Below are 14,255 nucleotides of genomic sequence, written 5' to 3' on the forward strand. Positions count from 1 at the left end.
CGCCGCTGCGCGTGAAGCGCGCCGCCCCGGCCCCGGTTCGCCAGGAATCTGGAGCACCTACATTGTGCAGGCCTGGCAGAAGTTTACAGTGATGCCGTCTACCGCTGCCCCTCCGAGGACTCCCGTGAAGACCGTGCTCGTCGTGGATGACAGCGCCACCATCCGCTCGCTGATCAAGATCTACCTGATGAACCGCCGGGTTCAGTTCCTCGACGCCGCGACGGGCGTCGAGGCGCTCTCGCTGCTGGCCTCGCAGTCGGTGGACCTGGTGCTCAGCGACTTCAACATGCCCTCCATGGACGGGGTCGCCTTCACCGAGGCGGTGCGCCACAGCGGCCGGCGGGACACGCCGCTGGTGATGATGACCGCCAACACCGATCCCGCGCTGGAGGCGCGCGCGAGCGCGGCCGGGGCCAACGCCTTCCTGCGCAAGCCCCTCACGGTGCAGGCGCTGATGAGCGCGGTGGACCCCTTCCTGCCCGCCTGAGCGCGCGAGGGGCCCGAGCCCCGCTATACTGCCGCGCCCCGCGCGAGGCCGTGATGGCCGCGCCGGGCGAGGAGAGGTGCATCCGGATGAGCAGGGCAGGGACGCAGAGTGCAGGGGCGCAGGACGCCGTCGTCACGCTGGACTACGCGGCGCTTGCCGGCGGAGCCGACCTGAGCGAGCAGATCGCGCAGGCCTACGGCGCCGAGGGCATCGGGCTGCTGGTGGTGCGCGGGGTGCCGGGCTTCGCCGAGCTGCGCCAGGGGCTCCTGCCGCTGGGCTTCGAGTTCGCGGCGCTGCCCACGGCGGTGAAGGACCGCTACGTGCACCCGCAGAGCAGCTACTCCTTCGGCTGGAGCCACGGCAAGGAGCTGCTCAAGCCCGGCCAGTTCGACGAGTTCAAGGGCTCCTACTACAACAACCCCCAGTACGACGTGCCGAGCCAGGACGCCGAGCTCGTGCGCAAGTACCCGGAGAACTACCACCCCAACGTGTGGCCCTCCGGCGAGGACTTCCCCCGGCTGCGCCCCGCGTTCATGGCGCTGGGCCAGCGCATGGTGGACGTGGGGATGCTCGTCGCCGAGCAGTGCGACCGCTACGTGGCGGCGCGGCTCGGGGAGCGCTTCCCGGACGACCTGCGGCTCGCGCGGCTCGTGCGCGAGTCGCGGGCGTGCAAGGCGCGGCTGCTCTACTACTTCGCCATCAACGAGGACGCGACCCCGCGCACCCGCGACTCCTGGTGCGGCTGGCACAGCGACCACGGCTCGCTCACGGCGCTGTGCCCGGCCATGTACTTCGAGGCGGAGCCGGGCGCGCTGCAGCCCTCCCGCTCGGACATCGCGCTGCCGGACCCCGAGGCGGGGCTCTACGTGCGCACCCGCGGCGGGCAGGAGCGCAAGGTGATCATCCCGCGCGACTGCATCGCGTTCCAGATCGGCGAGAGCTCGCAGATCACCACCGGCGGCCTGCTGCGCGCGACCCCGCACGCCGTGCAGGCGCTCGCGTACCCGGCGAGCCGCAACATCTCGCGCGCCACCTTCGCGGTGTTCATGCAGCCGGACAACGACGTGCGCATGCGCGCCCCCGAGGGCACCCCCGAGCGCGAGGTGCGCGTGGGCGCCTTCGAGCCCGGCATGACCTTCGGCGACTTCGCGAAGGCCACCTTCGCCCGCACCTACAATCCCTACGCCTAGTTCCCCGCGCGCCGGGCCGCCTCCAGGCCCTGCGCGCAGGACGGGTCCCCGGCGTGCGCGATGCACTCCTGGAAGGCCTCGGTGGCCTGCGGGTACTGCCGCAGCTGCAGCAGGGTGACGCCCAGGTCGTGCCAGGCGGTGGCGTGCTCGGGGGAGAGCTGCACGGCGGTGCGGAACTCGGCCGCCGCGGCCTGTAGGTCCTGCTCGCCGAACGCGAGCTCGCCCAGCGCGTGGTGGGCGTCGGAGAGCTCCGGGTTCACGGCGAGGATCTTGTGGAGCTCGGCGCGCGCGCGGCGCCGGTAGTCGGCGTCCTTCTCGGCCAGGCGCATGTACGCGAGCCCCAGGTTGAAGCGGGCCTCGTTGAAGGCGGGGTCCACCTTCAGGGCGCGCGTGAAGCTCTCGGCGGCCTTCGAATAGGCACCCTCCTCGAAGTAGAGCACCCCGAGGTTCTGGTAGGCCTGCAGCTGCTCCTGGTTGAAGCGGATGGCGCGCACGAACGCGGCCTTGGCGTCCTGCTTGCGCCCGTCCTTCAGCGCGATGAGCCCCTTGTTCACCCAGAGGTCGCCGTCCTTCGGCGAGTACTCGAGGCCCAGGTCGCACTCGGCCTCGGCCTTCACCAGGTCGCCCTGCGCGAGCTCGTGCGCGCAACGGTCCCGGTGGAGGGCGGCGTTCGGATGGGGCCTCTGCGCCGGGGCGCACGCGAGGGCGAGCAGGGGCAGGAGCAGCGCGGCGGAGCGGGGCAGGGCCATGGAGCGCGGGAGTGTAGGGGGCGCGGGACGGGTCCAGCAATCCGCGCTTTGACCGACTCCGCGCCACCCGGTTGCATCTAGAGTGCGCGCCACCATGCGCCTCGCTCTCCTCGTCTCCGGCCTGCTCTGCGCGCTCGCTGCCGCGCCGGCCCACGCCCAGTACGCGAACCACAGCCTGGGGCTGTCCGCCGGCTACATGCGCTTTGCCGAGCCGAGCGCGGGAGAGGCGCAGCTGGAGCCGGGGCTCTTCCTGGGGCTCGAGGGCAGCTACTACCTGGACGCGGGCTTCGAGCTGGTCTCGCTCACCAAGCTCACGCTGCCGCGCGAGCACGTCACGGGAAAGCGCGTGGTGGGCGTGGCCCCGAGCCTGGGCCTGCGCTACCTCTTCTCCGAGGAGACGGTGCGGCCCTACGTGGGCGCGGACCTGAGCTACCTGATGGTCTTCGCGCCCGCGCAGACGCTGCAGTACGGAGGCGTGGGGCCGAACGTCGGCCTGGACCTCTTCGTGGGCGAGAGCACCAGCGTGGGGGCGCGGGCGCAGTACAACTTCTACCTGCGCCTCAACGAGCCGCTGCAGACCTCGCTCACCTTCAGCCTCGGGATGGCGACCTGGTTCTAGCGGGCCGGGTCCCAGCGCATGTCGTAGGTGGTGTCCAGGGGGCCGGTGGTCCAGCCCTCCACCTGCACGCGTGTACTGGCCAGCGTCTCGAGCGTCTGGCGCAACAGCCCGACGTGGTAGGCGGGCGGCATGAAGTCGCGGCGCATGGCCATCACGCAGTGGGTGGGCTCGGGCCACACCAGCGTGCGCTCGCCATAGGTGACGGCCGTCGCGTACGCGGACGGCGCGTTCTGCATCACCGTGCGCACGTCGCGGCCGGCGACCATCAGCAGCACCTTGCCCATGGGAGAGCCGAGGAAGGCGCCGATGGCGCGCTGACCGAAGCCGTCGAAGGCGGCCTCCACGCTGCCGTCGCGCCCGGCGCACAGCAGCGCCGCGGGGAACACCATGCGCAGGAAGTCCGCGATGGGGTAGTTCAGCACGTCCACGAAGCGCTTGCCGCCCGCGAGCAGCCGGCACTGCTCGCGCAGCGCCGCGCCGTCCGGCAGCTCCCCCACCGCGTCCAGCACGCTGTTGAAGAACATGCCGCGCGCCTGGTCCGCGGGCCTCGCCAGGGCGAGCCGCCCGGCGAGGTCCTTCTCGAGGGCGGCGGGCAGGGGCGGGAGGCCGGGCATGGAGCTGCGCGAGCCTAGAGCTCGTCGAGGAACTCGTCGTTGTAGGTGTAGCGGCTGAGGCGCTTGACCAGGGCCTCCATCGCCTCCACCGGCTTCACGCTGAAGAGCATCCCGCGCAGCTTCTTCACCTTCTCGTACTCCTTGTGGGTGAAGAGCTTCTCCTCCTTGCGCGTGCCGGACTGGGGCACGTTGATGGCCGGGAAGATGCGCTTCTCGGCCAGCAGGCGGTCCAGGGTGACCTCGGAGTTACCGGTGCCCTTGAACTCCTCGAAGATGACCTCGTCCATGCGGCTGCCGGTGTCGATGAGCGCGGTGCCGATGATGGTGAGCGTGCCGGCCTCCTCGGTGGCGCGCGCCGCGCCGAACAGGCGCTTGGGGCGCTCGAGCGCGCGGCTGTCCACGCCGCCGGTCATCGTGCGGCCCGAGCTGTCGCCCTCCTTGTTGTAGGCGCGCGCGAGGCGGGTGATGGAGTCCAGCAGCACGAGCACGTCCTTGCCGCTCTCCACGAGCCGGCGGGCGCGCTCGATGGCGATCTCCGCCACGCGCAGGTGGTCCGCGGTGTTGCGGTCCGAGCTCGAGGCGAGCACCTCCGCCTTGATGCTGCGGCGCATGTCGGTGACCTCCTCCGGGCGCTCGTCGATGAGCACCACCATCACGTGCATCTCCGGATGGTTGGTGAGCACCGCCTGCGCGATGCGCTGGAGCATGATCGTCTTGCCCGTCTTGGGCGGGGCGACGATGAGGCCGCGCTGGCCCTTGCCCAGCGGCGCGATGAGATCCAGCACGCGCGTCACGTACTCCTTGTGGCCGTTCTCCAGCTTGATGCGCTCCACCGGGTCGATGGAGGTGAGGTCGCCGAAGTGCGGCAGGCGCGCGGCCTGCTCGGGCGGGCGCCCGTCCACCGAGTCCACCCGCTGCACCAGGCCCTTGTTGCCGCGCATCTGCGCCTGCGCCTGGATGAACTGCCCGGTGCGCAGCCGCAGCTTCTGCACCAGGTTCTTCGGGAGCTCCGCGTCGTCCGGCGCAGGCAGCAGGTTCTTCTTCACCTGGCGCAGGAAGGCGTTGGGCCCCTTGGCCTCGGTGTCCAGCACGCCCTCCACTGCGGTGAGGTTCGCCTCGCCGCGCTGCTGCTGTTGCTGCGGATGGCCTCCGCCGTGGCCACGCTGCTGCTGCTGCTGGCCTCCGCCGTGCGGGTGCTGGGGGCGCCCCTGCTGCTGCTGCTGCTGCTGGCCCTGCTGCGCCTGCTGTTGCTGCTGCTGGGCGAGGCGCTGCTGGTACTGCTCGAGCTCCTGCGGGGTGAGGAACACCTGCACCTGCTGCCCGTCCGGGCCCGCGGTCATGCGGTAGGCCTGGCCCTCGGGCGTGAAGAGCACCTGCGCGCCACGCCGCCGGCGGCGGCGACGGCGGCGGCGGCCCGTGCCCGGCGCGCCCGGCTGACCCGGTGCGCCACCCTGGCCGGGCGCTGCGCCCGAGCCCTCGCCCTCGTCGGGGCCCTCGTCCCCCTCGTCGTCGCCCTCGTCGTCGGCGCCGGCGCTGACGCCGGAGCTCCCTTCAGGCCGCACGGCCTGGGGCGGGGGGAGATCGTTGGGATCGCGGTTGTCGGAGTTCTCGCTCATGGGATTCCGTAGGCAGGCGCCCGGAAGGGGTCCAGGGTCGCGCGATGCTGTGGGGCAGGGGGCCTGCCGCGGGGTCTTCGGGGCCGGGCCTCTGTTCGAGTCCCGTGCCTCTCGACCGAAACCACCGGCCTCCTGATGCCTCCCGGGGGCCTGGGGCCACCCGGGTGGGCAGGGGAAGAATACTCACACGGCGCCCCGCGCGCCGAGCCTTTTTTCCGCCCCGTCCGGCTACTGGACGACCACGGAATAGGGCAGCGCCGCCTGGACGCCTGGCGCCAGCGCCGTGCCGGCCGCGCCGCCTACCTCCTGCAGGAAGTCCTGGAGCAGCGGGGGGACGGGCGAGGGCTGTGGCGGCAGCACGTCGTTCAGTGCCTGGCCCAGCACCCCGGGCTCCCCGCCGAGCGACGAGAAGAGCCCGCCGGCCTCCCCGAGCAGCTGCAGGTCCAGCTCCTCCGCCGCCGGCACCCCCGCGCGCTCGCGCGCCACGGCCACCGCGTCCAGCAGGCCGCCGAAGCGGTCCACCAGCCCGCGCGCCTTCGCGTCCTCGCCGCTCCACACCCGGCCGCGCGCCATGGCGTCCACCGCCGCCTTCTGCAGGTGGCGCGACTCGGCCACGTTGGAGATGAAGTCGTCGTAGGCGCTGTCCACCCAGGCCTGCGCGGCGTGCTGCTCCTCGGGCGTCCACGGCCTCCAGCCCTGCAGCAGCCCCGGCAGCGGCGCGCGGGTCACCGTCTCCTGGTGCACCCCCAGCCGCTCGCCCAGGCCCCCCAGCGCCGGCTTGAGGAAGAACACGCCGATGCTGCCGGTGAGCGTGGTGGGGGAGGCGAGGATCTCGTCGGCGCCCATGCTCGCGTAGTAGCCGCCGCTCGCGGCCACATCGCCCATGGAGGCGACCACGGGCTTGTGCTTCTTGGCCTCCAGCACCGCGCGGTACATCAGGTCCGAGGCGAGCACGTCGCCGCCGCCCGAGTCCACGCGCACCACGATGGCCGCGACGCCCGGGTCCTCCTGCGCGCGCTGCAGCGCGCGCACCACCGTCTCCGCGCCCGCGATGCGGCTCGCGCCCAGCGGGTCCTCGCGGCTCTTGCCCCCGGCGATGGCCCCGATGACCGGCACGATCGCGATGCGCCGGCGGCTGCCCCAGCGCCGGTCGCGCTCGTCGCGCGGCGCGTAGTCGGGGTCGAAGCGGCCGCCGGGCACCAGCTCCGCCGCCTTGCGGTCCAGCTCCTCGGGCACCAGCACCCCGTCCACCAGCCCCAGCTCCTTCGCCTGGCGCGCCGTCACCAGCCCGGAGGCGTAGGCCTGCTGCAGCCGGCCCGGGGGCAGCTTGCGCGCGGCCGCCACCGTGCGCTCGTAGTGGCGCACCTCAGTGTCCAGGTAGGCGTTCACCGTCTCGCGCTGCGCCTCGCTCATGTCCTTGCGGGTGAGCTGCTCGGGCGCGTTCTTGAACTCGCCCACGCGCGCCACGTCCCAGCTCACGCCCAGCTTCTCCATGGTGCCGCCCAGGTGCGTCACCGTGGCGCTGAGCCCGTTGATGCGCAGGTTCGCGGCCGGCAGTGCCCAGATCTCATCCGCCGCGGAGGCGACCATGTAGCCCGCGTCGTCCACCGAGAGCAGCACCGCGAGCACCCGCTTGCCCGAGGCGCGCAGCCGCAGCACCGCCTGGCGCAGCTCCTCGGCCTTGCCCCAGCCGCTGCCGCGCAGGCCCTCGATCTTGAGCACCACGCCCGCGAGCTGCGGGTCTCGCGTGGCCTCGTCGAGGAAGCGCATCAGGCGCAGGTACGGATCCGGCGCGCTCCAGCCGAGCACGCTGCGCACCACGCCGCTGCTGCTCGCGAGCCGGTCGTCCAGGTCCAGCAGCGCCACCTTTCCACCGCCCGTGGGCAGCGAGGCGTACTTCTCGCGGCTCAGGCGCACCGCGAGCACGTGGTCCAACCCCTCCCCGTACCCGCCGCCCGCGTAGGTGAGGCCGAGGTGCGCGGCGTCCAGGGTGACGCCGAACTGCAGCGCCAGCTCCTCGCCGCTGCGCAGGCCGTGGCTCAGCCCCGCGCTCAGGCCCACGCCGCGAAAGAGCTGCGCCTGCAGCGTGTAGCCGAGCCGGCCCTGGTTCAGGCTCTGGCCGCTCGCCACCCGGTAGTCCGCCGCGAGCGAGTAGCGCTCGCCGAAGGGACGCACGCCCACGCCCAGGTCCCACTCGCGCGGCAGCTTCGCGGGGCCCGTTCCCGGCGCGTCCACGTTGCGCACCACGAAGGAGAGCGAGAGCGGCCGCCAGGGCCGGGCGCTCAGGCCCAGGTCCCAGCTGCTCAGCGCGTCCACACGCGAGTTCTCGCCGCTCGCGTACCAGTGGTACCCCACGCCCAGGCTCAGCGGCTCCGCGCCCAGCGACAGCCCCAGGCCGCTGCGCCGGTAGCTCGCCATCTCGCGGCCGCGCAGCCACTCCACGCTCGCGCCCAGGCCGAGGGAGCCGAAGAAGGTGCTGCCGACGAAGAGCCCGTCGCCGAGCCCGTCGCGCGCCACGTCCCGCTCGTGCACGTAGACGAGCTGGCCCGAGCCCAGGGTGGAGAGCGCGGCCGGGTTGAGCGAGAGCGCGGTGGCCTCGTCCACCAGGGCGGGAGAGGTGGGCGGGAGCGTGATGCCGCGCGAGGGATCGTTGGGGCGCACCAGCTCGGAGGTCTGGGCGAGCGCGAGCGACGGCAGGAGCGACAGCAGCAGGGCAGGGCGCATGGCGGGGAGCCACTCTAGGACTGCTCCCGGTGCAGGTGGGTGGCACCCGCACCCCGGCTGTCCTCGACTGGACCGCCGCCGCGGGCGTGGGGCACAGTGCGCCGATGCTGCGCTTCGCAACCGTCCTTCCCGCCGCCCTCTCCCTCCTGCTGCTCGCCTCCGCCTGCGGTGAAGGAAACACGGGCGACCCGGCCACCACCCCCTTCTCCGAGCAGCTGGGCGTGGACCTCTCCGCCATGGAGAAGCGTCCCTCGGGCCTCTACGTGCAGGACCTCACGGTGGGGCAGGGCTCGGTCGCGGCCGTGGGCAGCACGCCCTCCGTGCGCTACACGGGGTGGCTGGCGGATGGGCAGGTGGTGGACAGCAACCTGGCCGATGCGCAGCCCTGGACGTTCAAGCTCGGAGCGGGGAACGTCATCCGGGGCTGGGACGAGGGCCTGGTCGGGATGCGCGTGGGCGGCGTGCGCCGGCTCGTCATCCCCTCGGACCTCGGCTACGGCGACAAGGGCTACGGTCCCGTCCCGGGCAAGGCGGTGCTCGTGTTCCGGGTGGAGCTGGTCGCGGTGACCTTCTAGCTACCAGTCCTCGGTGCCGGAGACGGTGTCGAGCGGGTCCGTGGCCTTGCGCTTCTTCTCGGCCTGCCGGCTCTTGCCCCCGCGGTCCTCGCCGCTCCACTCCTCGGTGCCCTGCGTGTGGTCCAGCGGGTCGCTGGACTGCACTGCGCGCGCGCTGCCGCCCGCCGCCTCCGCGAAGAGGTGGTTCACCAGGCGCTCCAGCTCGCCCTGCAGCTGCCCGAACTCGTCGCCCTGCAGCTTCATCCGCCGCAGCGCGAGCCGCTTGCCGCTGCCGAGCTCGTAGAGCGCGAGCGCGAGCTCACTGCCCGCGCCGTCCGGCAGCGTGCGCACGCTGCCCAGCAGCGCGCGCTCGAGGCCCAGGCTCTTGCCCAGCGCCACCGCGGCAGGGGAGGGCGCCTCCTTGCCCAGCTCGCGCACCACCGCGTCCAGCTTCGCGCGCGCCGCGCTGTACGCGGGCGTCGCGGTGAGCGCGACCGTGACGGTCTGCTCATCCGCGCCCGCCTGCAGCAGCTGCCCCTCGGTGCGAAAGCCCGGCCGCTCCACGCGCACGAGGTGCGCGCCCACCGCGAGCGCCGGGATGCTCACCGGCGCGTAGCCCAGCGCCTCGCCGTCCAGGTACACGCGCGCTCCGGCGGGCCGCGCCACCACCGTGGCGCTGCCGCGCAGGGCCGCCGCGTGGCTGGTGCCCACCTCCGCGCGCAGGGCGAGCAGCTCGCGGCGGAAGCGCTGCGGGCTGAGCGCATAGGTGGGATCCAGCGCCATCAGGTCCAGCAGGGCGTGCTTCGCATCGTCGGGCTCGCCGCGCTCGAGCAGCATCCCCGCGAGCAGCGCCGTCGCGTCGCACAGGGGGGTGCAGCCGCGCATCGCCGCGGCGGCCGCCGGCACCTCCTGCAGGCTCGCCCGCACGCGCTCCTCCGCGCGGCCCGGCTTCTTCGCCACGAAGGCCGAGAGCGCGTCCGCGTACGCCCCCTTCGCGCGCTCGAGCGCGGCTTGAGCGCCCGGGTCCACGGGCTGGCCGTAGAGGGCCTCGGGCGTGCGCACCTGCAGCTCGTCGTAGGTTCCCAGCGCGCGCGAGAGGTCCGCCTCCATGCGCGGCACCAGGCCTTCTGCCTGAGGGTCCAGCGCCACGAGCAGCGCGGCGGCGCGGGGCGCCGGAGCGCGGGCGGGGGCAGTAGCGAGCGCGAGCGTGGGCAGCAGGAGCAGCGCGAACGGCTTCATGCGTGAGGACCCCGGGTGGGTGGGAGCCCTCGGAACGCTAGCAGCGCGCGCGCTGCGGGGTCGATACGACAACGGGCCGGGGTGGGGAGCGGGTCCTCACCCCGGCGGGGAGCGCTAGACGTCCAGCTCCTCGACGGTGGCGGCGCGGTCCATGATGAACTTGAAGCGCGCGCTCACGTCCTTGCCCAGCAGCTCGTTGATGACGCGGTCGGTCTCCAGCTCGTTGTCGATGGTGACCTTGAGCGCCATGCGATTCTTGGGGTCGAGCGTGGTCATCTTCAGCTCGTCCGCGGTCATCTCGCCCAGACCCTTGAAGCGCATGATGCTGGGCTTGGCGTTGCCCTTGGCCTTCTCGCGGATGATGCGGTCGCGGTCGGCCTCGTCCAGCGCCCAGTAGGTCTCCTTGCCGATGTCCACGCGGTACAGCGGCGGCTGCGCGATGTACACGCTGCCGTTGGTGATGAGCCCGCGCAGGTGCCGGTAGAAGAAGGTGAGCAGCAGGGTCGCGATGTGGTGGCCGTCGCTGTCCGCGTCCATCAGCAGGAAGATGCGGCCGTAGCGCAGCTTCGTCGCGTCGAAGTCCTTGCCGATGCCGCAGCCCAGCGCGCTCACGATGTCCGTGAGCTCCTTGTTGCCCGCCACCTTGTCCGTGCTGGCCTGCTCGGCGTTGAGCACCTTGCCGCGCAAGGGGAGGATGGCCTGGGTGCGCCGGTCGCGGCCCTGCTTCGCGGAGCCACCTGCCGAGTCGCCCTCCACGATGAACAGCTCGCTGAGGCCGGGGTCGGTGCTCGAGCAGTCCGCGAGCTTGCCGGGCAGGTTCATCCGGTGGCTCACGGCCGTCTTGCGGCTCACCGCGGCGCTCGCCGCACGGCTCGCCTCGCGGGCGCGCGCCGCGAGCACGATGCGCGCGATGACACTCTCGGCCACGCTCTTGTTGTCGTTGAGGTACTTCTCGAGCGCGGGGCGGACCACGTTGTCCACCTGGCCCGCAACCTCCGGGTTGTTCAGGCGGCCCTTGGTCTGGCCCTGGAACTGCGGCTCCACCACGTAGGTGGAGAGCAGCGCGGTGAGCCCCTCGCGGATGTCCTCCGCGGTGAGCGTTACGCCCTTGGGCGAGAGGTTGTGCGTCTCGATGTAGTTGCGCACCGCCTTCACCACGGCCGAGCGCAGGCCGGCCTCGTGGGTACCGCCCTGGGCGGTGGGGATGCCGTTCACGTACGAGCGGATGGACTCGTCCGTGGACTCGGTCCACACCAGCGCGCACTCCAGCCGCACGCCGTTGTCGCGCGAGAGGTAGAAGCCGGTGGTGCCCGCCGGGACCACGGCCTTGCCGCGCTCGGTGACCACCTTGGTCAGGTACTCGGCGAGGCCGCCGTCGTGCTTGTAGGTGACCTCCTCCACCGGGTGGGCCGTCTCGTTGCGGAAGACGACCGTCATGCCCTTGTGCAGGTAGCTCTTCGCCTCGAGCCGCTCGCGCACCTCGTCCGCGTCGAACTTCAGCTTCTCGCCGAAGATCTCCGGGTCCGGGGTGAAGGTGGTCGAGGTGCCGGTGCCGCGGCAGGGCCCCTCCACCTTGAGCTGGCTGGTCGCGCGGCCGCGCGCGTAGTGCTGCACGTGGCGCTTGCCGTCGCGCTTGATCTCCACGAGCAGCTTGCTCGCGAGCGCGTTCACCACCGAGCTGCCCACGCCGTGCAGACCGCCCGAGTGGATGTAGTTGCCCTGCTCGAACTTGCCGCCCGCGTGCAGGGTGGTGAGGATCACCTCCACCGCCGGCTTCTTGTGCTTGGGCATGATGTCGACGGGGATGCCGCGCCCGTCGTCCGTCACCGTGACGGTCTTGCCGTCCTTGTGGATGGTGACCTCCACGGTGGACGCGTAGCCGTTGATGACCTCGTCCACCGAGTTGTCGAGGATCTCCCACAGCAGGTGGTGGTAGCCCGTCGCGTCGGTGCCGCCGATGTACATCGCGGGGCGCTTGCGCACCGGGTCCAGGCCCTCGAGGACCTGGATGTCTGCGCCCGTGTAGCTGGTCTTCTTCGTCGCCATGGCTTCGGGTTACTCCTTCTTCTCCGGCAGCGGGATGAACACCACGGCCTGCGTGACGTCCTTCACCGAGTCCTTGCGGCTCATCTCGTGGCCCTTGCCCCCGCGCCCCGTCACCTCGTACTTCGCCGGGGACAGCGTCAGCGTGCGGCCCTTGCCCGTCTCGAAGCTGATGGCCGCGTCCTTCTTGCCGGGCGCCGCGGTGAGGAAGGCCACCACGCGGTCGCCCTCGTCCACCTTGATCACCGTGACGCCGCGCCCCGGGCCCGCCAGCTCGTTGATCTCCTGCACCTTGCACACCAGCGCGGCCGTGCGCTCGGTGAGCACCGCCACCAGGTCCTTGTCACCCACCGGCTGCACGCCGATGAGCTCGTCGCCCTCGGCCGCCTTCGCGTAGCGGCGGCCCGCGCGGGTAGAGACCTCGGTGTGCGCCTCGAGCGGGAAGCGCATGCCGTAGCCGTGCTTGCTCACCGCGAGCATCTTGGTGGGCTGCGGCAGGCGCGGGTCCAGGGACAGCGCGCCCACGATGCGCTCGCCGTCGTCGAACTTGAACAGCTTCTGCACCGGGTCGCCGTAGCCGGTGGAGGCCGGCACGTCGTTGAAGCGCGTCACGTACGCAGTGCCGAAGTTGCTGAACAGCACCAGGTTCGCCTTGAGGCTGCCCGCGAGCACCGCCATCACCGCGTCGCCCTCGCGCAGGCGGGTGGTGGAGGGGTCCTTCACCTCGCGCACGCGCTTGATCCACCCGTCCTGCGTGAGCACCACGTGGGCGTCCTCGTCCGCGATGAAGGCGTCCTCGCTGAACTCCACCTCCTCGATGGAGCCGCCCACCTTGGTGCGCCGCTTGTCGTTGTAGGCGGCCTTGATCTCGCCCAGCTCGTCGCGCACGGTGGCCCAGATCTTCTTCTTGTCCCGGAGGATCCCCTCGATGCGCTTGACCTCGGCGCGCTTCTCCTTGAGCTCGTTCTGCACCACGAGGATCTCGAGGCGCGCGAGCTTGTAGAGCTTCATCTCGAGGATGGCGTCCACCTGGACCTCGTCCAGGCTGAAGCGCGCCATCAGCTTGCTCGCCGCGTCCGCCTTGCCCTCGCTCTTGCGGATGATGCGGATCATCTCGTCGAGCGCGTCGTAGACCTTCTCGAAGCCCTCGAGGATGTGGACGCGGCGCTTGAGCTCCTCCAGCTCGTGTTGGAAGCGACGAGTGACCACGCCGAAGCGGAAGTCCAGGAAGTACTGGAGGATCTGCTTGAGGTTGAGGCGCTGCGGCGCGCCCACCTCGGGGTTGTCCGTGGGGGTGAGGCAGGTGAGGTTGACGTTGAAGTTCGTCTGCAGCGGCGTGTTCTTGTAGAGGTACGCCATCACGAGGTCCGGGTCCGCCTCGCGCTTGATCTCCAGCACGATGCGCACCTCCTTCGTGGACTCGTCGCGCACGTCGAGCAGCGGCGGCAGCTTCCGCTCGCGCACCAGGTCACCGATCTTCATCACCAGGGTGCTCTTGTTCACCGCGTAGGGGATGGAGGTGATGACGATGTTCTGGCCGCCCTTCTTCTGCTCCTCGAGCTTGTACTCGCCGCGCACGCGCACCGAGCCCTGGCCGCTCTCGTAGATCTCGCGCAGCTCCTTCTTGCTGTTGAGGATCTGCCCGCCGGTGGGGAAGTCCGGCCCCTTCACGTGCTTGAGCAGGTCCTTCGTCTCGAGCTCGGGGTTCGCAATGAGGTCCACGCACGCGTCCACGAGCTCGCCGAGCTGGTGGGGCGGGATGTTGGTGGCCATGCCCACCGCGATGCCCGTGGTGCCGTTCATCAGCAGCTGCGGCATGCGGCTGGGGATGACGATGGGCTCGTTGCGGGTGCCGTCGTAGGTGGGGCGGAAGTCCACCGTCTTGCGCTCGAGCTCCATCAGCAGCTCGGTGGAGAGCTTCTCCAGGCGGCACTCGGTGTAGCGGTAGGCCGCGGCGCTGTCGCCGTCCAGCGAGCCGAAGTTGCCGTGCCCGTCCACCAGCGGGTAGCGCAGGGAGAAGTCCTGCGCCATGCGCACAAGCGCCTCGTAGATGGAGGCGTCGCCGTGCGGGTGGTAGCGGCCCATGATCATGCCGACCACCTGGGCGCACTTCTGGTACTTCGTGTCGTGGCCGAGGTTCAGGTCGTTCCACATCCCGTAGAGGATGCGGCGCTGCACCGGCTTGAGGCCGTCGCGCACGTCCGGCAGCGCGCGGGACGTGATGACCGACAGCGCGTAGTTGAGGTAGCGGCGGCGCGCCTCGTCGGCGAGCCCCGCGGGCACGATGCCGTCCCCGCCGCTGCCGCCCGCCGCACCACCGGCGCCATTGCCCCGGCCGGCGCCACCCGCGCCACCTGAACCGGGCTGCTTCTTCCGCGTCTTGATCTCGGCTGCGTCGACCATGCTCATGAGTTCTGAAG

General features: G+C 71.6%; 11 protein-coding genes. 4 read left to right on the top strand and 7 right to left on the bottom strand.

Going from position 1 to position 14,255, the window contains the following annotated elements; translation table 11 throughout:
* Positions 1 to 124 precede the first annotated feature (124 nt).
* Both FGE12_RS30075 and FGE12_RS20960 read left to right on the top strand, forming a co-directional pair.
* Positions 125 to 487, top strand: coding sequence for a response regulator (locus FGE12_RS30075; RefSeq protein ID WP_194798121.1), 363 nt, complete (start codon positions 125 to 127; stop codon positions 485 to 487).
* Between the two features lie 86 nt (positions 488 to 573).
* A complete protein-coding gene (locus tag FGE12_RS20960; RefSeq protein ID WP_153868305.1) occupies positions 574 to 1,677 on the top strand; it encodes a 2-oxoglutarate and iron-dependent oxygenase domain-containing protein in 1,104 nt (367 codons plus the stop codon).
* Here FGE12_RS20960 and FGE12_RS20965 read toward each other — a convergent pair.
* On the bottom strand, positions 1,674 to 2,426 hold the full coding sequence (locus tag FGE12_RS20965) for a tetratricopeptide repeat protein (RefSeq protein ID WP_194798122.1): 753 nt from the start codon (positions 2,424 to 2,426) through the stop codon (positions 1,674 to 1,676). The genes FGE12_RS20960 and FGE12_RS20965 overlap by 4 nt on opposite strands.
* A 94-nt stretch (positions 2,427 to 2,520) precedes the next feature.
* Here FGE12_RS20965 and FGE12_RS20970 point away from each other — a divergent pair, with 94 nt between their 5' ends.
* Positions 2,521 to 3,045, top strand: coding sequence for a hypothetical protein (locus FGE12_RS20970; protein WP_153868307.1), 525 nt, complete (start codon positions 2,521 to 2,523; stop codon positions 3,043 to 3,045).
* Here FGE12_RS20970 and FGE12_RS20975 read toward each other — a convergent pair.
* From FGE12_RS20975 to sppA, 3 genes are all read right to left on the bottom strand, one after another.
* Positions 3,042 to 3,659 (bottom strand): TIGR02265 family protein, encoded by a 618-nt coding sequence (locus tag FGE12_RS20975; protein WP_153868308.1) that lies wholly within the window; start codon positions 3,657 to 3,659, stop codon positions 3,042 to 3,044. The genes FGE12_RS20970 and FGE12_RS20975 overlap by 4 nt on opposite strands.
* A 14-nt stretch (positions 3,660 to 3,673) precedes the next feature.
* Positions 3,674 to 5,275, bottom strand: a complete 1,602-nt coding sequence (gene rho, locus FGE12_RS20980) for a transcription termination factor Rho (RefSeq protein WP_153868309.1) — start codon at positions 5,273 to 5,275, stop codon at positions 3,674 to 3,676.
* A 228-nt stretch (positions 5,276 to 5,503) separates the two neighbouring features.
* Positions 5,504 to 7,999: a signal peptide peptidase SppA gene (gene sppA, locus FGE12_RS20985; protein ID WP_153868310.1), complete on the bottom strand. Its 2,496-nt coding sequence runs from the start codon at positions 7,997 to 7,999 to the stop codon at positions 5,504 to 5,506.
* 104 nt (positions 8,000 to 8,103) lie between these two features.
* Between sppA and FGE12_RS20990 the strand changes: the two genes are divergently transcribed.
* Positions 8,104 to 8,574: an FKBP-type peptidyl-prolyl cis-trans isomerase gene (locus tag FGE12_RS20990; RefSeq protein ID WP_153868311.1), complete on the top strand. Its 471-nt coding sequence runs from the start codon at positions 8,104 to 8,106 to the stop codon at positions 8,572 to 8,574.
* Here FGE12_RS20990 and FGE12_RS20995 read toward each other — a convergent pair whose 3' ends face one another.
* The 3 genes from FGE12_RS20995 to FGE12_RS21005 form a co-directional block, all read right to left on the bottom strand.
* Positions 8,575 to 9,792, bottom strand: coding sequence for a PEGA domain-containing protein (locus tag FGE12_RS20995; RefSeq protein WP_153868312.1), 1,218 nt, complete (start codon positions 9,790 to 9,792; stop codon positions 8,575 to 8,577).
* A gap of 114 nt (positions 9,793 to 9,906) precedes the next feature.
* Positions 9,907 to 11,838, bottom strand: coding sequence for a type IIA DNA topoisomerase subunit B (locus FGE12_RS21000; RefSeq protein ID WP_153868313.1), 1,932 nt, complete (start codon positions 11,836 to 11,838; stop codon positions 9,907 to 9,909).
* Between the two features lie 9 nt (positions 11,839 to 11,847).
* Positions 11,848 to 14,238 (bottom strand): DNA topoisomerase (ATP-hydrolyzing) subunit A, encoded by a 2,391-nt coding sequence (locus tag FGE12_RS21005; RefSeq protein WP_153868394.1) that lies wholly within the window; start codon positions 14,236 to 14,238, stop codon positions 11,848 to 11,850.
* Positions 14,239 to 14,255 lie beyond the last annotated feature (17 nt).

It is taken from the genome of Aggregicoccus sp. 17bor-14 (assembly GCF_009659535.1).
In the GTDB taxonomy this organism is placed as follows: Bacteria; Myxococcota; Myxococcia; order Myxococcales; family Myxococcaceae; genus Aggregicoccus.